This window comes from Hydrogenophaga palleronii NBRC 102513, from assembly GCF_001571225.1.
Lineage (GTDB): Bacteria > Pseudomonadota > Gammaproteobacteria > Burkholderiales > Burkholderiaceae_C > Hydrogenophaga > Hydrogenophaga palleronii.
In genome coordinates, this window is the sequence record NZ_BCTJ01000001.1 from 71,037 (window position 1) to 96,325 (window position 25,289).

At 68.0% G+C, this 25,289-nt stretch carries 21 protein-coding genes and 1 pseudogene; 13 read left to right on the forward strand and 9 right to left on the reverse strand.

Going from position 1 to position 25,289, the window contains the following annotated elements:
• Nucleotides 1-25: 25 nt before the first annotated feature.
• Together HPA01S_RS00355 and HPA01S_RS00360 are read right to left on the reverse strand one after the other, a co-directional pair.
• Complete coding sequence (locus HPA01S_RS00355; protein ID WP_066265205.1) at nt 26-1,504, reverse strand: glutamine synthetase family protein; 1,479 nt, start codon at nt 1,502-1,504, stop codon at nt 26-28.
• A complete protein-coding gene (locus HPA01S_RS00360; RefSeq protein WP_066265208.1) occupies nt 1,501-2,880 on the reverse strand; it encodes a Rieske 2Fe-2S domain-containing protein in 1,380 nt (459 codons plus the stop codon). Before HPA01S_RS00360 ends, HPA01S_RS00355 begins: the two co-directional genes overlap by 4 nt.
• Nucleotides 2,881-2,959: 79 nt before the next feature.
• Here HPA01S_RS00360 and HPA01S_RS00365 point away from each other — a divergent pair, with 79 nt between their 5' ends.
• From HPA01S_RS00365 to pgeF, 5 genes are all read left to right on the forward strand, one after another.
• The gene (locus HPA01S_RS00365) at nt 2,960-3,679 is read left to right on the forward strand and encodes a GntR family transcriptional regulator (protein ID WP_066265210.1); all 720 of its coding nucleotides are present in this window, start codon (nt 2,960-2,962) and stop codon (nt 3,677-3,679) included.
• A 199-nt stretch (nt 3,680-3,878) separates the two neighbouring features.
• The gene (locus HPA01S_RS00370) at nt 3,879-4,991 is read left to right on the forward strand and encodes an alkene reductase (RefSeq protein WP_066265213.1); all 1,113 of its coding nucleotides are present in this window, start codon (nt 3,879-3,881) and stop codon (nt 4,989-4,991) included.
• Nucleotides 4,992-5,312: 321 nt separating this feature from the next.
• Nucleotides 5,313-6,230, forward strand: a complete 918-nt coding sequence (locus tag HPA01S_RS00380) for a LysR family transcriptional regulator (RefSeq protein ID WP_066265221.1) — start codon at nt 5,313-5,315, stop codon at nt 6,228-6,230.
• A 55-nt stretch (nt 6,231-6,285) separates the two neighbouring features.
• Complete coding sequence (maiA, locus tag HPA01S_RS00385) at nt 6,286-6,927, forward strand: maleylacetoacetate isomerase (protein ID WP_066265222.1); 642 nt, start codon at nt 6,286-6,288, stop codon at nt 6,925-6,927.
• Entirely contained in the window at nt 6,927-7,700 is a 774-nt protein-coding gene (gene pgeF, locus HPA01S_RS00390) for a peptidoglycan editing factor PgeF (RefSeq protein WP_066265228.1), read from the forward strand. Before maiA ends, pgeF begins: the two co-directional genes overlap by 1 nt.
• On the opposite strand, the gene HPA01S_RS00395 is transcribed toward pgeF, so the two are convergent.
• On the reverse strand, nt 7,620-8,009 hold the full coding sequence (locus HPA01S_RS00395) for a hypothetical protein (RefSeq protein ID WP_066265230.1): 390 nt from the start codon (nt 8,007-8,009) through the stop codon (nt 7,620-7,622). The genes pgeF and HPA01S_RS00395 overlap by 81 nt on opposite strands.
• A gap of 68 nt (nt 8,010-8,077) precedes the next feature.
• Here HPA01S_RS00395 and HPA01S_RS00400 point away from each other — a divergent pair, with 68 nt between their 5' ends.
• From HPA01S_RS00400 to HPA01S_RS23770, 7 genes are all read left to right on the forward strand, one after another.
• Entirely contained in the window at nt 8,078-9,937 is a 1,860-nt protein-coding gene (locus HPA01S_RS00400) for a PHA/PHB synthase family protein (protein WP_066265232.1), read from the forward strand.
• A 182-nt stretch (nt 9,938-10,119) separates the two neighbouring features.
• Complete coding sequence (locus HPA01S_RS00405; RefSeq protein WP_066265236.1) at nt 10,120-11,298, forward strand: acetyl-CoA C-acetyltransferase; 1,179 nt, start codon at nt 10,120-10,122, stop codon at nt 11,296-11,298.
• A gap of 84 nt (nt 11,299-11,382) precedes the next feature.
• Entirely contained in the window at nt 11,383-12,123 is a 741-nt protein-coding gene (gene phbB, locus HPA01S_RS00410; RefSeq protein WP_066265238.1) for an acetoacetyl-CoA reductase, read from the forward strand.
• 232 nt (nt 12,124-12,355) lie between these two features.
• On the forward strand, nt 12,356-14,080 hold the full coding sequence (locus tag HPA01S_RS00415) for a cation:proton antiporter domain-containing protein (RefSeq protein WP_066265241.1): 1,725 nt from the start codon (nt 12,356-12,358) through the stop codon (nt 14,078-14,080).
• Between the two features lie 120 nt (nt 14,081-14,200).
• Nucleotides 14,201-15,121 (forward strand): hypothetical protein, encoded by a 921-nt coding sequence (locus tag HPA01S_RS00420; RefSeq protein WP_084360365.1) that lies wholly within the window; start codon nt 14,201-14,203, stop codon nt 15,119-15,121.
• Nucleotides 15,122-15,349: 228 nt separating this feature from the next.
• Complete coding sequence (locus tag HPA01S_RS00425; RefSeq protein ID WP_066265243.1) at nt 15,350-16,327, forward strand: tripartite tricarboxylate transporter substrate binding protein; 978 nt, start codon at nt 15,350-15,352, stop codon at nt 16,325-16,327.
• 11 nt (nt 16,328-16,338) lie between these two features.
• Entirely contained in the window at nt 16,339-17,418 is a 1,080-nt protein-coding gene (locus HPA01S_RS23770; RefSeq protein ID WP_306307094.1) for an NAD/NADP octopine/nopaline dehydrogenase family protein, read from the forward strand.
• 32 nt (nt 17,419-17,450) lie between these two features.
• On the opposite strand, the pseudogene HPA01S_RS22500 reads toward HPA01S_RS23770, so the two are convergent.
• The 5 genes and pseudogenes from HPA01S_RS22500 to HPA01S_RS00455 form a co-directional block, all read right to left on the reverse strand.
• Nucleotides 17,451-18,329: pseudogene (locus HPA01S_RS22500) on the reverse strand (LysR family transcriptional regulator); the annotation flags it as partial.
• Complete coding sequence (locus HPA01S_RS00440) at nt 18,326-19,498, reverse strand: ABC transporter permease (RefSeq protein ID WP_066266150.1); 1,173 nt, start codon at nt 19,496-19,498, stop codon at nt 18,326-18,328. The gene HPA01S_RS00440 and the pseudogene HPA01S_RS22500, both read right to left, overlap by 4 nt.
• Complete coding sequence (locus HPA01S_RS00445; protein WP_066266153.1) at nt 19,495-20,697, reverse strand: ABC transporter permease; 1,203 nt, start codon at nt 20,695-20,697, stop codon at nt 19,495-19,497. The genes HPA01S_RS00440 and HPA01S_RS00445 overlap by 4 nt, the downstream gene beginning before the upstream one ends.
• Before the next feature lie 9 nt (nt 20,698-20,706).
• A complete protein-coding gene (locus HPA01S_RS00450; RefSeq protein ID WP_066265251.1) occupies nt 20,707-21,690 on the reverse strand; it encodes an HlyD family secretion protein in 984 nt (327 codons plus the stop codon).
• Nucleotides 21,691-21,694: 4 nt separating this feature from the next.
• Nucleotides 21,695-23,107: a TolC family protein gene (locus tag HPA01S_RS00455; RefSeq protein WP_084360368.1), complete on the reverse strand. Its 1,413-nt coding sequence runs from the start codon at nt 23,105-23,107 to the stop codon at nt 21,695-21,697.
• Between the two features lie 323 nt (nt 23,108-23,430).
• Between HPA01S_RS00455 and dusA the strand changes: the two genes are divergently transcribed.
• Nucleotides 23,431-24,462 (forward strand): tRNA dihydrouridine(20/20a) synthase DusA, encoded by a 1,032-nt coding sequence (gene dusA / locus HPA01S_RS00460; RefSeq protein WP_066265255.1) that lies wholly within the window; start codon nt 23,431-23,433, stop codon nt 24,460-24,462.
• 169 nt (nt 24,463-24,631) lie between these two features.
• On the opposite strand, the gene HPA01S_RS00465 is transcribed toward dusA, so the two are convergent.
• The gene (locus HPA01S_RS00465) at nt 24,632-25,267 is read right to left on the reverse strand and encodes a GntR family transcriptional regulator (protein WP_066265259.1); all 636 of its coding nucleotides are present in this window, start codon (nt 25,265-25,267) and stop codon (nt 24,632-24,634) included.
• Between the last annotated feature and the right edge of the window lie 22 nt (nt 25,268-25,289).

A 25,289-nucleotide genomic window follows, 5' to 3' on the forward strand; every position in this document is an offset into this window, starting at 1 on the left:
GCAGCCGGCGGGCTGGTGAGGCGGCTCAGATGCGGCTGAAGTACTCGCGCCGCTCGAAGTCGGCCTTGTCTTCGGCCTGTGCGTGGCGGTCGATCTCGCTCTGCTTGATGCGGCTGAAGTAACGCACGAAGTCGTCGCCCAGGGCAGCGCACAGCGCGGTGTCGGCGCGCAGTGCATCCAGGCCTTCGCCCAGGGACGAAGGCAGCTTCTGGTTGTCGGCCGCGTAGGGCGACTCGCTGGCCGGTGGCGGCAGCGTGGCGCGTGCCAGGCCGTCGAGCCCGGCGTGGATCTGTGCCGCCATGTAGAGGTAGGGGTTGGCGGCGGGTTCGCCCACGCGGTTCTCGATGCGGGTGGCGTTGTCGCCGGCCGCACCCACCACGCGCAGCATGGCGCCGCGGTTGTCCTGACCCCACAGCGCGGCCTGCGGCGCGAGCGCGTTGGGGCGGAAGCGTGCGAAGCCGTTGATGGTGGGCGTGCACAGCACCGTCATGCCACGCGCATGCGACAGCAGGCCGGCGAGCCAGTGCGCGCCCGCGTCGGACAGCGTGTGCGTGGCATCGGCGCGCGTGGTGCCGGTTGCCGGCGCCTCGCGCACGCAGGCGTTGCGGCCGGTCTTCAGATCCACCAGCGACTGGTGCAGGTGCCAGCCGCTGGACATGATGTTCGGGAACGGCGGGCGGCACATGAAGGTGGCGTGGTACCCGGCACGGCGCAGCGCCTGGCGCACGCCATTGCGGAACAGCACCATCTGGTCGGCGGCGGTGAGGGCGTCGGTGGCGTCGAACACGGCTTCCACCTGGCTCGGGCCGAGTTCGATTTCCAGCGACTGCAGCGGCAGGCCCAGGGCCTGCGCGGTGCGCTGCACGATGCGCATGGGCTCGTCGCTCATGTCCACCATCGCCTCGGCCTGCAGGTTGTAGCCGGGGTGGATCATCTCGACCTTTGGCGGCAGGCCGGGCCAGGCCGCGAGTTCGGGGTCGAGCTGGGGCGCGGCGTCGGTGATGCGGTAGATGTGGAACTCCACCTCCAGCCCGGTCTTCAGGCCGTAGCCCTGCTGGCCCAGTTGCGCCAGTGCGGTCTGCAGCATGCGGCGCGGGTCCAGCGGCACCGGTGTGCCGTCGCCGAACCAGGGCTGGCAGCGCAGCCAGCCGGTGCGCTCCAGCCAGGGAAGGACGGTGAAGCTCTCCGGGTCGGGCATCAGCATCAGGTTGGCGGCGCCGGCAAAACCCGGCAGGTCGGACGCGCCACCCGGCTCAAACACCTTCCATGCGGTGCGGTCGGCGGTGTCCTTGAGCATCAGCGTGCCGACCATGCCGACACCGTCGCGCAGGGCGCGCACGGCGGCTTTGGCGGTGAGCGTCTTGCCGCGCAGCATGCCGTGGGCGTCGCACCAGCCGAAGCGCACCAGCTCGATGCCGCTGGCTTCGATGAGCTGGGCCACGCGCCGGCATTCGGCGTCGTGTTCAGGGGATTCGATGCCGCAGCGTTGGGCGAACGACGTCATTTGGCGCCCGCCGTTTCCACGGCGGCAGCCTGCTGGTGCCAAGGTGCGCCTTCGCGCTTCTCGCGCACGGCGTCCTGCCACCAGTTTTCCCAGCCCTGCGCGGGGGCGATGCCGTCCACCGTGTCGGGGCCGGCGATGGCGCCGTGCTGCGCAGGGTCGGCCATGCCCGGTGCGGTGCCACCCTGTTCGACGGCGTCGATGGCCTGCAGCAGCATGCGGCGGTTGGCCATGATCACCTTGTCGGTGGTGCCCAGGTGTTCACGCGTGCGGTCCTGGATCGGGCCCATGCTTTCGCAGGCCCACTGGTCGTGCACGTTGATGTCGTCCTCGCCCATGCCGAGGTAGGTGCGGGACTGCTGCTCTTCGGCGTTGAAGCCCCAGTTGTTGTGGCGGCCGGACTTCGGGATGTAGTCGGGCAGGGTCACGGCCTGCAGGCGCGGCGTGCGCATGGCGTCCTTGTCCACCGGGCCGGTGAAGCTGGTGAAGAAGGCGTACCAGTAGTTGTGCGTGTCGTCCACCGGCACGTGCATCTGCGTGATGGTCATGGTTTCCGACAGCGGGATCACGAAGGTCTGCGGGAACACGCCGTTGGTCACGCGCACGTGGGTGAGCTCGTCGGTCATCGGACGCAGCGCGGTGAGCTGCAGGCCGTAGGGCTTGGGCTCGAAGGTGATGGTGGGCTGGCCGAACTCGCGCATCACGCGCGTCATGGGCCAGCGCTCGCCGCCCACGTCACCGGCGCTGGCGCCGCGGAACTGTTTGCCGTAGCTGTCTTCCAGCGAACCGTCGTTGAAGAAACGGTGCAGGTAGGAGGCGTGCGCCGGGTCTATGCCGACTTCCAGCGACTGCAGCCAGTTGCAGTTCCACAGGCCCTTGAAGGCGAAGGTGTGGGTGTCGGGCGCCTTGAAGCAGTCGAGCTCGGGGAAGGGCGGGGGCGTCTGGTTTTCGGGACCGAACCAGCCGAACAGCACGCCGCTGCGCTGCACCAGCGGGTAGCTGCGTTGCTTGATGTGCGCGCACATGCGGCTGCCCGGAGGCTCGGCCGGGGTTTCGATGCACTGGCCGGTGGTGTCGAACTTCCAGCCGTGGAAGGGGCAGCGGATGCCGTCGCCTTCGTTGCGGCCGAAGGCGAGGTCGGCGCCACGGTGCGGGCAGTCGCGGTCGAGCAGGCCGAACTGGCCCTTTGCATCCCGGAACAGCACGAAGTTCTGGCCCAGCACGCGCACGGCCTTGACGGGGCGCACGGCCATCTGCGGGTCGAGCGCGGGATCGAATTCGTCCAGCAACGCGACGGGTTGCCAGTAACGGCGCAGCAGCTCGCCGCCGGGCGTGCCTGCTCCGACCTGGGTCATGCGTTGATTGAGTTCGGCTTTCATGTGGGGTATCTCCGGCAATAAACGGGGTGGGGTATCGAAATGGTATACCGTTTTTTGAATTCGGTGTACATTTTGCGGCATGAGCCTGCAAGACACCGTTTTGATGCAATTGCGCGACCTGATCCTGAGCGGTCAGTTCGAACCCGGCCAGCGCCTGGCCGAGCAGCAACTGGCCGAGCGGCTGGGCGCTTCGCGCACGCCGGTGCGCGCCGCGCTCGTCACGCTGGAGCAGGAGGGCCTGGTGCAGGCCAACGAGACCGGCAAGTACCTGGTGCGCCAGTTCACGTCGCAAGAGGTGATCGACGCCATCGCGGTGCGCGGCCACCTGGAGGGCATGGCCGCGCGGCTGGTGGCTGAGCACGGCGTCTCACGCCAGTTGCAGGGCCAGTTGCAGACCGTGCTGGACGAGGGCGACCGCCTGCTGGCCGACAACCCGCTCACCATCGAGAGCTACGCGGCCTATTCGGTGATGAACGACCGCTTCCACGCGCTGATCCTCGACGCTTCCGGCAACCGGGCGCTGCAGCGCGCCGTCGAGCTCAACGACAAGCTGCCGTTCGCACCGGCCTCGGCCATGTTGCCGATGCAGGGCACGGTGACCATGGACCGCGACTGGATGCTGTACGCGCACCGCCAGCACCACATGCTGTTCGATGCGCTGCGGCGCGGCGAGGGCGCGCGCGCGCAGGCGCTGGCGGTGGAGCACACCGAAGTGGCGCAGATGAACATGCGGCTGGCGCTGGAGCGGCGCAGCGAGTCCGAGCAGGTGTTGCCCGGCATCCGCCTGGTGGTGGGCTGAGCGCGCGCGCCACAAACACCTCCCAGCCCAACACAAGCCGCGCCATGCTGCGCGGCTCGGCGCAACGTCCCTGGCGCGGTGGGGCTTTTTGCGTCTCGGTGAAACGCGGTCACCCTGGCTGCTCAAAATGCGGCATCGGCCTGTGCCTTGTGGCGCGGCCGCCTCGTTTCGTCCACAGCCCCACACCGACCCACACACCATGCCCCGTCTGTTTGAACCCACCACCGCCGGCCAGATCCAGCTGTCCAACCGCGTCGTCATGGCGCCGCTCACGCGCAACCGCGCGCCGAACGCCGTGCCCACCGCGCTCACCACCACCTACTACCAGCAGCGCGCCAGCGCCGGCCTGTTGATCACCGAAGCCACCGCCATCAGCCACCAGGGCCAGGGCTATTCCGATGTGCCGGGCCTGTACGGCACCGACCAGCTCGACGCCTGGAAACACGTGACCGACGCGGTGCACGCCGAGGGCGGCAAGATCGTGGTCCAGCTCTGGCACGTGGGCCGCGTCTCGCACACCGAACTGCAGCCCGAAGGTGGCAAACCGGTGGCGCCCTCGGCCATCACCGCCAAGACCAAGACCGTGCTGATCAAGGACGGCGTGCCGACCTTCGTCGACACCTCCGAGCCGCGTGCGCTCAAGGCAGAAGAGCTGCCCGGCATCGTGCACAGCTACACCGTGGCGGCGCGCAATGCGGTCGACACCGCCGGCTTTGACGGCGTGGAAATCCACGGCGCCAACGGTTACCTGCTCGACCAGTTCCTGAAGACCGGCAGCAACCAGCGCACCGACGACTACGGCGGCAGCATCGAGAACCGCGCCCGCCTGCTGCTGGAAGTCACGCGCTCCATCGTCGACGCCATCGGTGGTGGCAAGACCGGCATCCGCCTCTCGCCCGTGACGCCGGCCAACGACGTGCACGACGCCGACCCGCAGCCGTTGTTCACCTACGTGGTGAAGCAACTGGCTTCGCTGAACCTGGCCTACATCCACATCATTGAAGGCGCCACCGGCGGCCCGCGCGAGATCGCCGAGCGCCCGTTCGACTACGCCGCCCTGCGCGCGGCCTACCGCGAGGCGGGTGGCAAGGGCGCCTGGATGGTGAACAACGGCTACGACCTGGCGCTGGCCAGGGACGCGCTGCAGGACGGCGCCGACCTGGTGGCCTTCGGCAAGCCCTTCATCTCCAACCCGGACCTGGTGGCGCGCCTGCAGCAAGGTGGCCCGTTCAACACGACCGACAAGAACACCATCTACGGCGGTGGCGCCGAGGGCTACACCGACTACCTGACGCTGGGCGCCCAGTCCTGATGCTGCGCGCGAGGCTTCAGCCGCCGTGAGGCGGTTGCCGGAAGTTCTCCATGATGTGCCGCTCGGCGCGCGCCAGCGCAGCGCCGGCGGCGGAGCCGCAGCGACGCACCCACTCGACCGCACGCCGCCAGGCGCTGCGGTTTTTTTTCGTCGCTGCGGTGCAAGGGGGCGGGGCTGACTGGCTGCCCGTCCGGGTGGGAATGGGGGCGGAGGTGGAGGCGGGGGTGGAGGTGACGCGGTGCTCTGGCATGCAGACGATGCTCTTCGCGGGCATATCATCTGTAAAGTTGAATTGAATGACCGTCAACGTCACAAATCCTGATGCGAAACCTGAACCTCGACCAGTTGCAGACGCTGGTGGCGATTGCCGATCTCGGCACCTTCGCCGCCGCTGCGCAGGCGCTGCATCTCGCGCCGCCCACCATCAGCCTGCACATCAAGGAGCTGGAGTCGCGCATGCAGGCCAGCCTGCTGGTGCGCGGGCGCCGGCGCGCCGAGTTGACGCCGGCGGGTGAAGTCCTGGTGCAGGAGGGTCGCAAGCTGCTGGTGGCCAGCGACGACCTGATCGATCTGGTGCAGCGGCGCGCCACCGGGCGCGAAGGCATGGTCAAGGTCGGTGTGTCGGCCGGGGTCAGCACCCGGCTGTTGCCGCTGATGCTGGAGGCGCTGGCACAACGCAACCCGGGCGTGGAGATCAAGCTGGAAGCCGTGGGTTCGGCCGAGGCCATGCAGCGGCTGAAAGCCGCCACGCTGGACGTGGCCATCGTCGCGAGCCCGCAGCCCGCCATGAGCGACATCGAACTCACGCCCTGGCGCAACGACGACATGGTGGTGCTGCTGCCCGCGTCCTGGAATCCGCCCGAGCATGTGACGCCCGACTGGCTGGCGGGGCGCCGCTGGGCCTCATTCGCGCCGGCCACGCAGATGCACGGCCTCATTGCGGCCTGGTTCGGTCAGGCAGGCCACAACCCGCGGCCGTTCCTGACCATGAGCTATCCGGGGGCGCTGAAAAGCCTGGCCGCCGCCAGCCAGAGCGCGGCCATCCTGCCGCTGGAGGAGGTGCAGGACCAGCTGCACACGCCGGGCGTGCAGGTGCGCCATCTGCAGCCCTCGCTGACGCGCCCGATGGCCGTGGCACACCGGCGCTCGCCACCACCCAACCCGGCGGTGCAGAGCGTGCTGGGCGTGCTGGCCGCGTTCTCCCATGGAATCCAGCGGAGCCCCACCGAATCCAGTTGAAGGTCTGGTTGTGGCACGCCGCTGCGGGTGAGCGCAGCGGTTTATCCTCGAGCCCATGAAGCTCTACAACTACTTCCGCTCTTCGGCCTCGTTTCGCGTGCGCATTGCGCTCGCACTCAAGGGCATGGCCTACGACTACGTGCCGGTGCACATCGCGCGCGGTGAACACAAACAAGCCGCCTTCAGCGACATCGGGGTCGAAGGCCTGGTGCCGCTGCTTGAGCTGGACGACGGCACGCGCCTGACGCAGTCGATGGCCATCATCGAGTACCTGGACGAGCTGCAGCCCGCGCCCGCGCTGCTGCCGGCCGATGCGCCGGGCCGTGCGCGCGTGCGTGCCCTGTCGCAGATCGTGGCCTGCGAGATCCACCCCATCAACAACCTGCGCGTGCTCAAGTACCTCACCAGGGAACTCAAGGTCGAGGAAGAAGCGAAGAACGTCTGGTACCGCTACTGGGTGCGCACCGGGCTGGAGTCTTTCGAGCGCCAGCTCGAACAGCAGCCCGCATCCACCTACTGCTTTGGCGACACGCCGACCCTGGCCGACTGCTGCCTGGTGCCGCAGATCTTCAACGGCCAGCGCTTCAACACCGATTTCAGCGGCCTGCCGCGCACCATGGCGGCGTTTGACGCCTGCATGGCCCTGCCGGCGTTCCAGCAGGCCCAGCCTTCGGCCTGCCCCGACGCGGAGGCCTGATGCTGCTGCAGCCCGACGGCGGCATCGTGCCCGACTGGCCGGCACCACCCGGCGTGCGGGCGCTGTTCACCACCCGCGCCGGTGGCGTGTCGGTGGCACCGTTCGACAGCTTCAACCTGGGTGACCACGTGCGCGACGAGCCACTGGCCGTGGCCGCCAACCGCGAGCGGCTGGCCGCGCTCACCGCGCCCGCACGCCCGGTGTTCCTTCAGCAGGTGCATGGCACCGAGGTGCTGCGCCTGTCACCCAACAGTGCCGATGGTTCGGTGGCCGACGCCTGCGTGGCGCAGGGGCCGGGGCTGGCCGCCACCATCATGGTGGCCGACTGCCTGCCGGTGCTGCTGGCGCATGCCTCGGGCACGGCGGTGGCGGCGGCCCATGCGGGCTGGCGCGGCCTGGCCAACGGGGTCATCGAAGCCACCGTGCGCGCCTTGCGCGAGACGGCCGGCGAGGGCGAAGTGCTGGCCTGGCTCGGCCCTTGCATCGGGCCGCAGGCATTTGAAGTGGGGCCTGAGGTGTGTGAGGCGTTTGTCGGCGCCGATCACGAAGCGGCGCTGCATTTCTGGCCGCACACCGAGGGCAAGTTTCTGGCCGACCTTCCGGCGCTGGCGCGGCGGCGGTTGCAGGCCGCGGGTGTGAGCAACGTGCACGGCAACGACGGCAGCGCCGCCTGGTGCACCGTCACGCAGGCATCACAGTTCTTTTCGCACCGGCGCGATGCCCTGCGCCTGGGCAGCACCGGCCGCATGGCCGCCTGTGTCTGGCTCGCCTGAGTTGTCGATGGTGGCCGTGGTGGCGGCCAGCGCCGCCGCGGCGCGTTCTGCGGCTTCCCGGGCTTCCTGGGCTTTGAGTGCTTTACGCCGCTGCGGCGTTCGCATCAGGTAAACCACCAGTGCCACCGGCAGCAAACCGTATAGAAAAAAGGTCACAATGGCTCCCAGAACAGAGCCAGTGGTGTTGGTCGCTTCGGCCACCGACATCATGAGCACCACATACATCCAACCGATCACCACCAGATACACAGCGTTCCTTGCAGCCCGGGAAACCACGTCGGCTGGCGGAGACCGCTTCGCCGACACCATGGGAGCCCCGGAAATGTTCCCCCAGCGACGGCCATGATAAGTCGCAGGCATCACACCAGGAGATCGGCATGAGCACGGGCAAGAATCCCACCAATGAATGGCTGGAAAACGCGCAGAAGTTCCAGCAGAACCTGGTCCAGCAATGGCTCCAGATGGCCCAGGCCATGCCGGGTGCGGCGGCCGCCCCTGCCGCGGGTGCCGGCAGCGACCCCTTCGCGGTCTTTCGCGCCTTCATGCCGCAGGCCGGCGCGGCCAACCCCTTCGGCATGGCCACACCCGGTGCACCCGGCACCGGCACCGCCTTTTCCGGCCTGCCGGCGATGGGCGAGCTGTTCAGCCAGGCCAACCACGGGCAGCAGGTGCGTTTTGACCCGGCCCAGTTGCTGGAGATCCAGAACAACTACCTGAAGGAGCTGGCCGGTCTCTGGAACCAGGGCCCGAACGTGAAGCCGGGCGCTGACCGCCGCTTTGCCTCCGACGCCTGGGCCAGCAATCCGCTGGCCTCGTTTGCCGCCGCTGCCTACCTGCTCAACGCGCGCACCCTGATGTCGATGGCCGACGCGGTGCAGGGGGACGACAAGACCCGCACGCGTGTGCGCTTCGCCGTGCAGCAGTGGATCGACGCCAGCGCGCCGAGCAACTTCCTCGCCTTCAACGCCGAAGCGCAGAAGAAGGCCATCGAGACGCAGGGCGAGAGCATCGCCAAGGGCGTGGCCAACCTGCTGCACGACATGAAGCAGGGCCATGTGTCGATGACGGACGAGAGCGTGTTCGAGGTCGGCAAGAACGTGGCCACCACCGAAGGCGCGGTGGTGTTCGAGAACGAGCTGTTCCAGCTGATCGAATACAAGCCGCTCACCGCCAAGGTGTACGAGCGGCCCTTCCTGCTGGTGCCGCCCTGCATCAACAAGTTCTACATCCTCGACCTGCAGCCCGACAACTCGCTGATCCGTTACTGCGTGGAGCAGGGCCACCGTACCTTCGTGGTGAGCTGGCGCAACCCGGACGAGTCGCTCGCGCACAAGACCTGGGACAACTACATCGAAGACGCGGTGATCAAGGCCATCACCGTCACGCAGGATGTCGCCCGCGCCGACACCATCAACGCCCTCGGCTTCTGCGTCGGCGGCACCATGCTGGGCACGGCGCTGGCGGTGCTGGCCGCGCGCGGCGAAGAGCCGGTGCACAGCGCCACCTTGCTCACCACGCTGCTCGACTTCCGCGACACCGGCATCCTCGACGTCTTCATCGACGAGAACTTCGTCAAGTACCGTGAGGCGCAGTTCGCCGAGGGCGGCCTGATGCCCGGGCGCGACCTGGCCACCACCTTCAGCTTCCTGCGCCCGAACGACCTGGTGTGGAACTACGTGGTGGGCAACTACCTCAAGGGCGAGACGCCACCGCCGTTCGACCTGCTGTACTGGAACTCCGACAGCACCAACCTGCCGGGCCCGTACTACGCCTGGTACCTGCGCCAGATGTACCTGGAGAACAACCTGGTGAAGCCGGGCAAGACCACGGTGTGCGGCGAGAAGATCGACTTCCGCAAGGTCAAGCTGCCGGTCTACATCTACGGCTCGCGCGAAGACCACATCGTGCCCATCGGCGGTGCCTACGGCAGCACGCAGGTGTTCCCGGGCAAGAAGCGTTTTGTCATGGGCGCTTCGGGCCACATCGCCGGCGTGATCAACCCGGCATCGAAGAACAAGCGCAGCCACTGGATCGGCCCGGCCGGCAAGTTCCCGGAGGACGTGAAGGACTGGGTGGCCAGCGCCACCGAACACCAGGGCAGCTGGTGGTCCGACTGGTCGGCCTGGCTCAAGCCGCTGGCGGGCAAACAGATTGCCGCGCCCAAAACCTACGGCCGCGCCAAGGCCTACACCGCCATCGAACCCGCGCCTGGCCGTTACGTCAAAGCCAGAGCCTGATCCGTTTCATCGCCGCGGCCTGGTGTGCCAACTTCTGTTGCAGAAGGCAACACTCCTGGGTCCGGTTGGAACACCGCCGGGGTGCCGACAAGGTGGCTCGTTTTGTGCGAGGCAGCGGCATCACCGGTTCCTGATCCATCCCCTACGCGTTCACACCCATTCATTTCATCAAGGAGAGACACATGGAAGACATCGTCATCGTTTCAGCCGCCCGCACCGCGGTGGGCAAGTTCGGCGGTTCACTCGCCAAGACGCCGGCCACCGAGCTGGGCAGCATCGTCATCAAGGCGCTGCTGGAGCGCTCCGGCCTGCCGGCCGACGCCATTGGTGAGGTGATCATGGGCCAGGTGCTGGCCGCGGGTGTGGGCCAGAACCCGGCGCGCCAGGCCATGATGAAGGCCGGCGTGGCCAAGGAAACGCCGGCGCTGACCATCAACGCCGTCTGCGGCTCCGGCCTCAAGGCCGTGATGCTGGCGGCACAGGCCGTGGCCTGGGGCGACAGCGAGATCGTGATCGCCGGTGGCCAGGAAAACATGAGCGCGTCGCCGCACGTGCTCAACGGCAGCCGCGACGGCCAGCGCATGGGCGACTGGAAGATGACCGACACCATGATCGTCGACGGCCTGTGGGACGTTTACAACCAGTACCACATGGGCATCACCGCCGAGAACGTGGCCAAGGAACATGGCATCAGCCGCGAAGCGCAAGACGCGCTCGCCCTGGCCAGCCAGCAAAAGGCCAGTGCGGCGCAGGACGCCGGCAAGTTCAAGGACGAGATCGTCGGCGTGAGCATTCCGCAGCGCAAGGGCGACCCCATCGTGTTCGACGCCGACGAGTTCATCAACAAGAAGACCAGCGCCGACGCCCTGGCGGGCCTGCGCCCGGCCTTTGACAAGGCCGGCTCGGTGACCGCGGGCAACGCCTCGGGCATCAACGACGGCGCCGCCGGCGTGGTGGTGATGACGGCGAAGAAGGCCGCTTCGCTGGGCCTGACGCCGCTGGCGCGCATCGCCGCCTTCGGCACCAGCGGCCTCGACCCCGCCACCATGGGCATGGGCCCGGTGCCGGCATCGAAGAAGGCCCTGGCGCGTGCCGGCTGGAAGGCCAGCGACGTCGACCTGTTCGAACTCAACGAAGCGTTTGCCGCACAGGCCTGCGCCGTCAACAAGGCGCTGGACGTCGACCCGGCAAAAGTCAACGTCAACGGCGGTGCGATCGCCATCGGACACCCCATCGGTGCGTCCGGTTGCCGCATCCTCGTGACGCTGCTGCACGAGATGCAGCGCAGCGGTGCAAAGAAAGGGCTGGCGGCGTTGTGTATCGGCGGCGGCATGGGGGTTTCCCTCGCGGTCGAACGCTGAATTCACGGTTAAATCGAAACGGATCACCGGAGGGGAGGGCCTTCCGGTCACGACACCGCCAAGAAGGCAAAAGGAGCACAAGACATGAGCAATCAGAAAGTCGCATACGTCACCGGTGGCATGGGTGGCATCGGTACCGCCATTTGCCAGCGCCTGCACAAGGAAGGTTTCAAGGTCATCGCGGGTTGTGGCCCCACGCGCGACTTCAAGAAATGGCTCGATGAGCAAAAGGCGCTGGGCTATGAGTTCCACGCCTCGGTCGGCAATGTGGGTGAATGGGACTCGACGGTCGAGGCCTTCACCAAGACCAAGGCCGAACACGGCACCATCGACGTGCTGGTGAACAACGCCGGCATCACGCGCGACCGCATGTTCCTGAAGATGTCGCGCGAGGACTGGGACGCGGTGATCGAAACCAACCTGAACTCCATGTTCAACGTGACCAAGCAGGTCGTGGCCGACATGGTGGAAAAGGGCTGGGGCCGCATCATCAACATCTCGTCGGTCAACGGCGAGAAGGGCCAGGCCGGCCAGACCAACTACTCGGCCGCCAAGGCCGGCATGCACGGCTTCTCGATGGCGCTGGCGCAGGAGCTGGCCACCAAGGGCGTGACGGTCAACACCGTGAGCCCGGGCTACATCGGCACCGACATGGTGAAGGCGATCCGCCCGGACGTGCTGGACAAGATCGTCGCCACGGTGCCGGTCAAGCGCCTGGGCGAGCCGAGCGAAATCGCCTCCATCATTGCCTGGCTGGCGAGTGAAGAGGGCGGTTACGCCACCGGCGCGGACTTCTCGGTCAACGGCGGCTTGCACATGGGGTGAGTGGGCTCCCCCCCCGCGCCGGGCTCGCGATGCGAGCCCGTCACCCCCCGGGGGGCGGCACTGCCGGCCGGCGAAGCCGGACCGGCGTTGCCCTGCATGGAATGCTCGCGCCACGTGAGCCACAACCCGCTTCGGCGGGTTTTTCATTTCCGGCCTTGCGTTCGCAAAGCCTGGTGTAAATTCGAACGCAACCCTGCCACCACCCGTGTTCGATCCAGGAGTCCAGCGACCAATGCCCCACAGCATTTCACTGATCAACACCATTGCCGCGGGGCTGGGTCTGGCACTGATCCTCGGCTTCATGGCTGCCAAGCTGCGCCTGCCCGCGCTGGTGGGTTACCTGCTGGCGGGGGTGATCATCGGGCCGTTCACACCGGGGTTCGTCGCCGACGCCGAAATCGCCGCGCAGCTGGCCGAGATCGGCGTGATGCTGCTGATGTTTGGCGTCGGCCTGCACTTCTCGCTCGACGACTTGCTGTCGGTGCGCAACATCGCCCTGCCCGGTGCGGTGGTGCAGATGGCGGTGGCCACGCTGATGGGCATGACCATGGCCATGTGGTGGTGGGACTGGAGCCTGGGCGCGGCCCTGGTGTTTGGCGTCAGTCTGTCGGTGGCCAGCACGGTGGTGCTGCTGCGTGCGCTGGAGAGCCTGGGCATTCTGGATTCGATCACCGGGCGCATCGCGGTCGGCTGGCTGGTGGTGGAAGACCTGGCCATGGTGCTGGTGCTGGTGCTGCTGCCGCCGCTGGCGGGCTTTCTGGGGGGCTCCGGCTCCGGCGGTGATCTGGCTTCGATCTGGCAGACCCTGGGCATCACTTTGCTGCAGGTGGGCGGCTTCGTGGCGCTGATGCTGGTGGTCGGGCGGCGTGTATTTCCCTGGTTGTTGTGGCAGGTCACGCGCACCGGCTCGCGCGAGCTGTTCACGCTCTGCGTGGTCGCGGCTGCGGTGAGCATTGCCTTTGCTTCTGCCGCGCTGTTCGGCGTGTCGTTCGCGCTCGGCGCCTTCTTCGCTGGCATGGTGCTGCGCGAGTCCGAGTTCAGCCACCGCGCGGCCGAAGAATCGCTGCCGCTGCGCGACGCGTTCGCGGTGCTGTTCTTCGTCTCGGTCGGCATGTTGTTCAACCCGGCTGTGCTGATCGAACGGCCGCTGCAGGTGCTGGGCGTGGTGCTGATCATCGTCGTCGGCAAGTCGGTGGCCGCAGCGGCCCTGGTGGTGGCCATGCGTTACCCGCTCAACACCGCGCTCACCGTCTCGGCCAGCCTGGCGCAGATCGGTGAGTTCTCCTTCATCCTGATCGGCCTGGGGGCTTCGCTGGGCCTGCTGCCGCCGGAAGGGCAAAGCCTGGTGCTGGCGGGCGCGCTGATCTCCATCGCCACCAACCCCTTCTGGTTCAAGGCCATCGAGCCGCTGCAGGCGTGGCTGCGCAAGAACTCGCGTTTTGCCCGCGAGATGGAACAACGCGACGACCCGCTGGCCGAGTTGCCGACCACCACGCACGAGAAGTTTCTCTCGCGCCAGGTGGTGCTGGTGGGCTATGGCCGCGTCGGGCGGCGCATTGCCGAAGCGCTGGCCGAGCAGCACCAGCCCTTCGTGATCGCCGAGCAGAACCGCGAACTGGTGGAGCGCCTGCGCGCCCAGGGCATTGCCGCGGTGTTCGGTGATGCGGCCGACCCGGCGGTGCTGATCCAGGCCCACATTGCGCGCGCCGGCATGCTGGTGATCGCCACGCCCGACACGCTCAACGTGCGCCAGATGATCGAGACCGCGCGCACGCTCAACCCCGACATCCTCACCGTCGTGCGCACGCACAGCGAAGAAGAGGCCAGCCTGCTCGAACAGGAAAACGCCGGCAAGGTGTTCCTGGGCGAGGAGGAGCTGGCGCAGTCGATGACGCGCTACGTGCTGGAGCAATCCCGCGCCGCCGCCCACGGCAACGCGGTGCGCGCACACACCTGAGCACAGGCGCTGGCGCTGGCGGCGGGGCACGCCGCTCCTACAGGCGCATGGGGGTTCGTCCGACACGCATTCCCGAGCCCGGCCACCATGATGGCGTCTCATTTCAGCAGGAGACACTTCATGGCCTTGTCCGCATATTCGCCCGGTTCGTCCGTTCCTTCGTCCGCCACCGTTGTGGAGGCGGGGGGCAGCGCAGTCTCGTGGCCGGCCATCTTTGCGGGTGCCGCCGCCGCGGCTGCGCTCTCGCTCATCCTGCTGATCCTCGGCACCGGCCTGGGCCTGGCCTCGGTGTCGCCGTGGTCGCAGGAAGGCATCACCGCCACCACGTTCGGCGTCACCACCATCCTGTGGATCACGTTCACGCAGCTCATGGCTTCGGGCATGGGTGGTTATCTGGCTGGCCGGCTGCGCACGCGCTGGGCCGGTGTGCAGGCCGATGAGGTGTACTTCCGCGACACCGCGCACGGCTTTCTGGCCTGGGCGGTGGCCTCGCTGCTCACCGCGGCGCTGCTGACCTCGGCGGTCAGCACCATCGTCGGTGGCGGCGTGAAGGCCGGCGCCACGGTGGCCGCCGGTGGCGCCGCTGCGGCAGGCACCGTCGCCACCCAGGTGGCCGACGAGGCCACCGGGGGCGACCAGGACCTGAGCTACTTCGTCAACAGCCTGTTCCGTGCGGACGGCACGGCGGTGGCCATGCCGGACAACACCTCGCCCGCGGCGATGGCGGCCGAGACCACCGGCATTCTGTTCAACGCACTGCGCAAGGGTGAACTGCCCGCGGCCGACGCCAGCTACCTCAGCCAGCGGGTGGCGCAGCGCACCGGCATCAGCGTGCCCGAGGCGCAGAAGCGCGTGACCGACACCTTCAGCCGCGTGCAGATGCAGGCCCGCCAGGCCGAAACCGTGGCGCGTGAGGCGGCGGACACCGCCCGCAAGGCCTCGTCCAAGGCTGCGCTGTGGCTGTTCGTCTCGCTGCTGGCCGGTGCCTTCATCGCCAGCCTGGCCGCCACCTTCGGCGGCCGCCAGCGCGACACCGACTGAACACCTGCCCCTGGTTCCAGACACTTCACAAAGGAGACTTTCATGCGATCCCTCTTGCTGTTCTTTCTCGGTGTGCCGATCCCTGTCATCATCCTGATCGCGGTGCTCACCTAGGGCCACAGAGGCACCGCGTTCACCCGTGGTTAAGACCTCTTGAAAAGGTATAGCTGGCCGCCACGCACATCGCTGCCTAGACTCGTCACCCAACGCAATGTCAAGAGGTTGGCGATGAAACTCAAATACGCATGGGCCACGGCCCTGACCGGGATCCTGGTGGCTGCCGCTCCGGCAGCGTTCGCGCAGAGCGCGGCTTACCCGACCCAAAGCATCCGCATGGTGGTGGGCTGGACGGCCGGTGGTGCAACCGACATCCTGGCGCGCCAGCTGGCCACCCAGATGGGCAAACAGCTGGAGCAGCCGGTGGTAGTGGACAACCGCCCTGGCGCTGCCGGCACCATCGCCCAAGGCGAGGTGACCCGTGCCAAGCCGGACGGCTACACGCTGGTGCTGGCCACCAACAGCACCTACGCGATCGCGCCGCACCTGATCAAGCCGCTGCCGTACCGGCTCGACGGGCTGACCCCGATCGCACTGGTCGGCACCAGCCCGCTGATCCTGACCGTGCGCCCCACGCTCAATGTGCAGGGCGTCAAGGGCGTCATCGATCTGGCGAAGCAGCAGCCCGGCCGCTTGAACTATTCGTCGGGCGGCAACGGCTCCACCAGCAACCTGGCGAGCGAGCTGTTCAAGGACCTGACCAACACCGCCATCACGCACATTCCGTACAAGGGCGGTGGCCCGGCCACGCTGGCCGTGGCCGCCGGTGAAGTGGACCTGGGCTTCGTGGACATCGGTGTCGCCATTCCCATGATCCGCTCCGGCCGCATGAAGGCGGTGGCGGTGTCGGGCAGCAGCCGCAGCCCGCTGCTGCCGCAGGTGCCCACGGTGGAAGAAGCCGGCGTGCCGCGCTTCGATGCCTCCACCAAGTTCGCGCTGTTCGCGCCGGCCGGCACGCCGCCCGCCATCGTCGCGCGCCTGTACGAATCGGTGCGCAGCGTGCTGAGCAACGAAGACCTCAAGGCCCGGCTGAGCCAGCAAGGCATCGAGCTGGTGGCCAGCGGCCCGGCCGAACTGGACAAGGACGTCAAGGAAGGCCTCGCCAAGTGGGGCCGCCTGATCACCGAGCGCAAGTTGTCGCTGGACTGATGGACCGCCGCATGACTTCACGCGTCGCCATCGTGGGCGCGGGGCCGGTCGGCTGCGCGGCCGCCGCCTTCCTGGTGCAGGCCGGCCATGCGCCTGCGCTGTGGTCGCCCACCGGCGGCCGGGTGCGGCGCCATGCAGACCGCGCCAGCTTCGTCTGCAACGGCGCGGTGAACGGCGAGATCGACGTCGAGTGGCTGGCCTCGCCAGACCGGCTGGCGGAATTCCCCGTGGTGCTGGTCTGCCTGCCGGCAGACGCCTACGGCAGCGTGCTCGGTCCGCTCAACGCCATCTGGCAACCGGGCCAACACCTGATCGTCAGCGGCGCCCTGTCGCTGGCACCGCTCTGGATTGCCACGGCAGTGCCCGGCGTGCAGGCCAGCGGCTGGGGCACCACGCTCACGACCACGCACTTCCAGGCCGACGGCGGCCTGCACATCAACCCGCTGCGTGGCCGCATCGACATGGCCACGCTGGGGCCGATGGCGCCCTCAGACGCGCGGCAGTCGTGCGTGGACCTGTTCGGTGAACGTTTCGTGCTGGCCGACAACCTGCTCGCACCCACGCTCGCCAACATCAACCCGATTGCGCACGCGGCGGAAGTCATCCCGAACCTGACGCGCATGGACCTCGGTGAAGCCTGGTCGCTGTTCGGCCATTTCACCGCCGTGGTGGGCCGCATGGCCGACTCGCTGGACGTGGAGCGCCGCGCGGTGGCCCAGGCCTTCGGCCTGACGCTGCCGTCGCTGCGGCAGCACTACGCGCGTTCCTACCATGTGCCCGAGGGGCCTCTGCACACCATGGCGGCCGAGATCACGCGGCGCGGCATGAGCCCGAACGGGCCGGCTTCGCTGCAGCACCGCTATGTGCTGGAAGACGCGCCGTTCGGCCTGGCCTTCCTCGAAGCGCTGGGCCGCGCGACGGGCGTGGACACGCCGGTGCTGTCGGCCAGCCTCACCTTGCTGGAGGCAACCTACGCGCGCGACTTCCGGGCGGACAACTTCCTGCTCGACGCGCTGGGCCTCTCCGGCGAAGGCGCGGCGGCTGCACTGCTCGCCCGCTGCGCCGCCTCCACCAGCGTCGCCAGCTGCTGAGCGGCGGGCGCGTTGCCGCTGCGGCGGTAGACCATGGCGATGCGCACCGGCGGCGGCAGGTCTTCCATTGGCAGCTCGACCAGGCTGCCGCGCGCCAGCCGCTCGCTCAGCGTGCACTGCGCCGCCAGCGTGAGGCCGAGGTTCTGCTCGGCCAGCGTCAGGTGCGTGATCGCGTTCATGGTCTCGATGTGCGGGATGACCGCCGGCAGGCCATGTTCGCGCAGCGTGTGCTCCAGCATCATGCGGGAGTTGGTCGGGCGCGGTGGCAGGATCCAGTGCTCCTGCGTCACCTCTGACCAGCGCAGTGGCGCGTCGGTGCGGCTGCGGTGCGCCGCCAGCGCGTGCTGCGGCGCGCAGACCACACGCCACTGCTCCAGCCCGATGTGTTCGATGCTGAAGCCCTGCGCCGACAGGCTGCCGAGTTCCGACGGCGTGTCCATGGTGATCAGCGCGTCCACCTCACCGGCTTCCAGCAGGCGCGCGATGTCGGCCAGCCGCCCTTCGTGGAGCAGCACACCGGGCAACTGGTCTTGCGCCTGCAGCGACGCGAACATGCGGGGCAGCACCGTCCAGGTGAGGAAGGGCGTGGCGCCGATCTTCAGCCGCTCGTGCAAGGGCCGCAGCGGTGCGGCGAGCTCGTCGGACAGCTGTTCCATCTCCGCCAGCAGCGAACGCCCGCGCTGCACCACCAGCGTGCCCGCCGCGGTGGGCACCACGCCACGCGGCAGGCGGTGAAACAGCTGCTGCTCGAACAGCGCTTCCACATCCTTCAGTCCCTTGCTGACCGCGGCAGTGGTCATGTGCAGGCGTTGCGCCGCGGCGCGCATGTTGCCGCAGTCGGCCAGGGTGCTGAGCAGTTCGAGCTGGCGAAAGCGCAAGGACGCCATCAGGCGTTGTGACGGGTTTCTCATGCCGATGGCTCCGTTTCCGCACGCCAGCGCCACAGGCCCAGGCCGGTTGCCAGCAGCAGCACCGCCAGCAGGGCCAGCGCCTCGTACCGCACCTGGCTCAGGCTGGCGCCGAGCTGGTTGAGGGCGATGAAGCCCTGGATGCCGGCGGTGGACGGCACCAGCCAGCGCAGGCCTTGCAGCAGCGTCGGCATGGCCTCGACCGGCCACGACAGGCCGGAGAGGAACATGAAGGGCAGGGCGGTGCAGAGCAGCAGCTGCGCGCTGCGTTCGCGGGTGCGGAACAGGCTGCCCAGCAACATGCCGACGGCGGCCACACAGAGCGCAAACAGGGCCGCAAACAGCAGCAGGCCACCGAAGTTGCCGGCGCGCGGGTAGTCCTGCCACCAGAGCACGAAGCCGAAGAAGTAGAGGCTGTTGAGGAAGGCCACCGAGGCAAACGCCAGCAGCATGCCGACATACGCGCCATGGCTGCGCTGCACCGGGAAGGCCGCGCGTTCGCGCCAGGTGCCGAACAGCAGGGTGACCGCCAGCAGCAGCGTCTGCTGGATGATCAGCACCGCCACGCCCGGCACGATGTAGGAGCCATAACCTTCGCGCACGTTGAACAGCGCCACCGCGTTCACGTTGACCGGCTGGCGCACGGCCATGGCCTGCGCGCTTGAAGGGGTGGTGGCCGCCAGGCGCTTGAGCTCGATGCCGGCCGACACCGTGCCCACCACCTCGGCCAGGCCGTTGAGCGCGACCTTGTTCATCATCATGTAGACGCCGTTGCCGCTGATCTCGACCTCGGCCTTGCGCCCGCTCAGCACCTTGCCCTGCAGGCCTTCGGGGATCAGCAGCACACCGGCCACTTCGTTTTTCCAGAGCAGGTCCTGCGCCACGCGCAGGTCGGGTGTGACCTGCAGCACCTTGACCGCCGGGTGGGCGTCGGCGTAACGCGTGATCTGGCGCGAGATGGCGCTGCGGTCCTGGTCGACCACGGCAATCGGCACCTGCTGCACGTTTTCCTGCGAGTAGGGCAGCGGGTAGAAGAACGAGTAGATGATGCCGCCGACGAACAGCAGCATGATGGCGCCGACGTCACCCAGCATGGCGCGCCAGGTGGCGACAAAACTGCCGAAGACACCGCGTGCCGCGGGTGCGGTGCCGTGTGAATGCGGTTGTGTCATGTGCGCCCCCATGCCGAGGGCTGGCCGGCGCGCTGCTTCAGCAGCCACAAGCCGGCACCGCCGGTGCCGACCGCAAACGCCAGCAGCACCAGCGCGTCGTTGACACCGTAGGTCCAGGGCGCACCGGCCAGCCAGTGTTTGCCCTGCAACTGCAGGTAGTGCGTGAGCGGCAGGGCTTCGGCCCAGCCGCGCGCCAGTGCCGGCATGGCGCTCAGCGGGTAGCCCTGGCCCGAGAAGGCAAACGCCGGCGCGGTCACGAAGGCCGCGGCCGACAAGGCGTTGCGCAGGGTGAGCGTGATGGCGATCATCAGCAGGCCCAGGCCGAGGTAGGCGGCGATCAGCAGCAGCAGGCCGAGGCAGATCATCAGGCCGCTGCCTTCAATGGCCCAGCCGCGCACGGCACCGAAGAAGATCACGAACAGCGCCGCCTGCAGCGCAAAGGCCAGCGCCGGAATGGCCAGCTTGCCGGCCACCGCCCGCGTCCAGCTGCCGCCCGCCGTTTCCAGCCACTGCGGCACGCTGCCGGCGCGCAGCTCGCGGCCGACGGAGGTGATGGCCGCCACGGCGACGAAGATCTGCAGCATCGACGGGATCAGCGCCAGCACCAGGAAGGATTCGTAGTTGGCGTTCTCGTTGTAGAGCGTGCCCAGGCGCAGGCGGATCGGCTCGAACTGTTCGGCCGCCTGGGCGGGCGAGGCGCCACGTTTGCCACGCGCCGTCATCTCGATGCCGGCCGACAGGGTCGAGACCACGGTGCGCACGTCGCGCGTGAGGCCGCCGACGTGCACCGAGAACTGGCCGTTGTAGAACCACGAGACGGTGGCCGAGCGGCCGCCCAGGATGTCGTGCTGGAACGCCGCCGGCACGATCACCACGCCATAGGCGCGCCGTTCGCGCAGCCAGGCGGTGGCCTCCTCATCGCTGCCGAGTTCTGCCGCAACGAGGATGCCGGGCGATTCGTCAAGCATGCGCACCAGCGAACGCGACAGGCTCGATTGGTCTTTGTCGATCACCACCACCGGGATGTCGCGCGCGATGCCTGTGGCGAAGATCCACCAGATCAGCACGCAGACGGCGACCGGAATCCAGCTCAGCATGCCGAAGTCCCAGGGGTCGCGGCGCAGGCGCTGCCACTCGCGCCGCAGCACCGCGGTGAAGCCCGGTGCGAGAGAGGCCTGTCCGTCGGCGGCGTTGCTCACGGGCCGCACTCAGGGCGCCGGAAAGATCACGCTCATGCCGGGCCGCAGATCGGCCACCGGGCTGGCCGGACGCAGGCGGATTTCAAAGGTGCGCAGGTCGGTGCCGCCCGGGCGCGCGGCGCGCCAGGTGGCGAAGTCCGGCAACACACCGACCGAGGACACCACCAGATCGATGTTGCGCTTGAGCGCCGGCACCTCGGCCGTGTGCGCGCTGCCCACTGCGTAAGCCGACATCACGTCTTCGCGCACCTGCAGCACGGCCCAGACGTCCTGCAGGTTGACCAGGGTGATGACCGGAAAACCCTGCGGTGCGAGTTCGCCCGGCTGGATCTGGATCTTGCTCACGTCACCGCCCGCAGGCGCCTTGATGAGGGTTTCGGCCAGCGCCACCTCGGCCTCCGACAACACGCCGCCGACCTGTTCGGCCTGGTACTGCGCCGCCAGCTTGTCTTCCGGCCGTGCGCCCTTGCGCGCCATGTTGTATTGCGCCTGCGCGGCATCGGCCTGCTGTTGGGCGGCGCGCCATTGGGCGTGTGCCTCGTCGCGCTTCTGGCCGGCCAGAATGCCTTCGTTGAACATGGTCTGCACGCGGTCGTAGGTGGTCTTGGCGAGCTGGGCGCCGGTTTTGGCGCGTTCCCAGTTCAGCCGCGCGGCTTCCACTTCTTCGGGGCGCGCGCCGGCCTGGGCCTTGGCCGCCACCGCCGACGCGGCCGCTTCGGCCGCACGCGCCTGCGCGATCTTGGCCGCCACCTCGGGGCTGTCGAGTTCAAACAGCACGTCTCCGGCCTTCACGCTCTGGCCGAGCTGCACGTTGACCTTGCCGACACGGCCCGGCACCTTGGACGAGACGTTGATCTCCTGCGCTTCGATCTGCCCCTGCAGCGGCAGCGCCTGCGGCGTGAAGGCTTTCCACAGGCCCCAGGCGAGGAAGAGCACAACGGCCAGGCCGAGGAAGGCAAAGAAGGGGCGCTGGCCCGGGGTTCGTTTCGACATGGGCTTACTCGGCGGTGGGTTCAATCTGGATGTCGGCGGCCTTGGCGAACTCGGCCAGGCGGTGCGGCTGGCCGGTGGCTTCGAGCAGGCGGGCCAGTGCCATCACGTATTCGTAGGCGGCCTGCACGCGTTCGGTGTCGACCTTGAGCAGGTTCAGGCGCGCGTCGGTCACGTCCAGCGTCGTGCTCTGGCTCTGCTGGAAGGAAATGGTCTGCAGGCGCAGGCTTTCGCGCGCCAGCCGGATGGTGGAGTCCATCGACTGGAACTGCGCGCGCGCGTTCTGCAAGGCGCGCCACTGGCTCTCGATCAGGGTCGGCACGTCGCGCTGCGCCTGCTCTTCGAGCGCGCTCACGCGCAGCTGGTCGAGCACGGCGGCCTCTTTCATCTTCGCCCGGTCGATGCGGTCGAGCAGCGGCACCGACACCAGGATGCCCACCGCCCAGTTGGGCTGCACCAGCTTGTCGTTGCTGCGGTTGAGGTTGTAGTTGCCGATCGCCATCACGGTGGGCAACTGGCCGCCGGTCTGGATCTTCAAGGCCTGGTCGGCTTGCTGGCGTTTGCTGGCGATCTTGTCCCAGGCCGCGTTGTGCTGCAGGCCGGCGTCGATGAAGGACTGCAGCGAACCCACGGAGCCGGAGTTGACGAACAGCGGCGTGCTCAGCGGCGAGGGCGCTGCGGCACCCACCAGCCGGGTGAGTGCGACCTGCGCGATTTCAAAGTCACTCTGCGCCTTGGCGAGGTCCCGCCTGGCGCCGTCGAGTGCCACGTCGGCCTTCAGGCGGTCGGCGGTGGAGATCAGCCCCGTGGCCTCCAGGCGGCTGGCCGCGCGCTGGTGCTCAGCGATGCCCTTGGCTGCCGCACCGCGCAGTTGCACCGCATGGGTGGCGAGCTGCACCGTGAAATAACGTTGCGCCACGGTGGTGGCGGTCTTGTCTTCCACGTCGCGCGCTTCGGCGCGAGCCTCGTTGGCCTTGCCGACTTCGAGGCCGTGCAAGGCTTCGAGCCGGCCGCCGGTGTAGATCGGCCAGTTGGCGTTGAGGCCCAGCGAATGCAGGTTGAAGGTGCGGTTGACCGAGACCGTGTTCGGGATCGCCGGAATCGCCACGTTTGGCAGCACAGCGCCCAGGCCGTTGGCGGCGTTGGCCAGCGGCGAGGTATCGAAGTTGAAGGTGGTGGCGACGCGGCCGGAAAAGCCCGACAGCGAGAGCGCCGGGCCACCCAGGTTGGACAAGGCCTCTGCCTTGAGGTCTTTGGCCTGCACGTCCAGCCGTGCATTGCGCACCTGGCCCGAGGCTTCCTGTGCCTGTTGCAAGGCCTGGCCGAAATCAAGCCCCTGCGCGGCAGCGGCGGAACCGAGCGTGACCAGGGCTGCCGTGCACAGCACGGATCGCAAACGGTCTGGAGGAAGGCCCAACATGTTCAAACGGTGGCAAAGGAGTGAGGTTTGGGTTGAGAAGCGCAGCGGCATCAAAACGCCCGGTGCGTGCCGACCCGAGCAAAACCCAGGCCGTTCTCGGCGGTGAGGGCAGCAGGAGATCCGGGCATTCTGTCGGGCGGAAGAAGAAGGGCGCCGGCTGGGCGAAAATGGGGGCACCGGCGCGCGCCGGGCCACGGGAAAACCGTGTGCCCTGGGGTGATGCCAAGGCGAGACGAACATACCACAGCACATTGCGACCTCGGCCTCTCTGGGACTGTGGCAATTAGGTGGACGCGTCCACCACAAGAACGGCTACCTGATCCATGAACACCCAAGAACCTGCAACGCCGCAAGCGGCTTTTCCCCTCTGGCGCCTGAGCGTGGCGCCGATGATGGACTGGACCGACCGGCACTGCCGTTACCTGCACCGCCTGCTGTCGCGCCACACCTTGCTGTACACCGAGATGGTGACCACCGGAGCGCTCACGCACGGCAGCGTGCAGCGGCACCTGCGCTTCAACGCCGAAGAGCACCCGGTGGCGCTGCAGCTGGGTGGCAGCGACACCGCCGACCTCGCGCACGCGGCGCGCCTGGGTGAGGAGTGGGGTTACGACGAGATCAACCTGAACTGCGGCTGCCCGAGCGACCGCGTGCAGCGTGGTGCCTTCGGCGCCTGCCTGATGGCCGAGCCGAACACCGTGGCCGATGGCGTGAAGGCCATGCGCGACGTGGTGAGCATCCCGGTGACGGTGAAGCACCGCATCGGCATCGACCGCGTGGAGAGCTACGACTTCGTGCGCGATTTCGTCGGCACGGTGAGTGAGGCCGGCTGCGAGGTGTTCCTGGTGCACGCGCGCAATGCCTGGCTGGAAGGCCTGAGCCCGAAAGAGAACCGCGAGATTCCGCCGCTGCGCTACGAGCTGGCGCACCGACTCAAGCAGGACTTTCCGCAACTCACCTTTGCCGTCAACGGCGGCATCACCACCAACGCCCAGATCGCCGAGCACCTGCAGCATGTGGACGGTGTGATGGTGGGACGCGAGGCGTACCACAACCCCTGGCTGCTCACCAGCTGGGACGAGGCGTTCTATGGCGCGGCACCGTCCACCATCACGCGCGAGGCGGTGGAAGAGCAGATGGTGAGCTACATGGAGCGCGCCTTCCTGGAAGACGGTTGCCCCTGGTATGCGATTGCCCGCCACATGCTGGGCCTGCGCCATGGCCTGCGCGGTGCGCGCCGCTGGCGCCAGATATGGAGTGACCACCGCCTCAAGCCCTTGCCACCGCGTGAGGTGTGGGCGATGGCGCAGGAGCATGTGGGGTTGGAAGAGCCCGACGGCCTGGTCGGCGCCTGAGCGATTGGGTGCACGGAGAGCCCTCAGCCCGACCATCTCCCGGCAGGAGAGGACGTCAGCCCGGAAGCGGATTCTTGCCGCGTATTGCTCGGGGAGAAGCGTCAGCCCCGGAGCGCGTGCCTGGCTCCCTCTCCCGCCGGGAGAGGGTGGGGTGAGGGCCCGCGTGGGGCTAGGCCGCGGCTTCGAGGCCGTTGTCGAAATGCTCGCGCATGCGCTGTACCGTCAATGCTGCATCGCGCTGCGTGAGGGCCGCCACGATGGCGCGGTGTTCGGCCAGTGACTCTTCAATGCGCCCGGTCTTGAACAGCGAGTTGTGGCGGTTGAGCTTCATCACCTTGCGCAGGTCGGCCACCATCTGCTCGCGCCAGCGGTTGTTGGCCAGTTCGAGCACACGCATGTGGAACTGTTCGTTGATGGCGAAGAAATGGTCTCGCTCGCCGGCCGCGGCTTCCAGTTCGTTGTGCAGGGCCTGCAGGCTGGCCAGCTCGGCGTCGCTGGCGCGTTCGGCCACCACGCCGGCCGCGTCCGACTCCAGCAGCGCCAGCAGGTGGTAGACATCGGCCAGGTCTTTCTCGGACACTTCGGTCACGTAGGCGCCGCGCCGCACCTTCATCGTGACCAGGCCTTCGGCCGCCAGCACCTTGAGGGCTTCGCGCAGCGGGGTGCGGCTGATCCCGTATTCCTCGGCAATCTTCAGTTCGTCGATCCAGCTGCCGGGCTCAAGCTCGCGCCGAAAGATGCGTTGGCGCAGCAGTTCGGCAACGTCCTGGTAGAGGGCTCGGGGTGCAAGCGACAAAGCGGACATGTAGGGGCGGGGCAATCAGCGT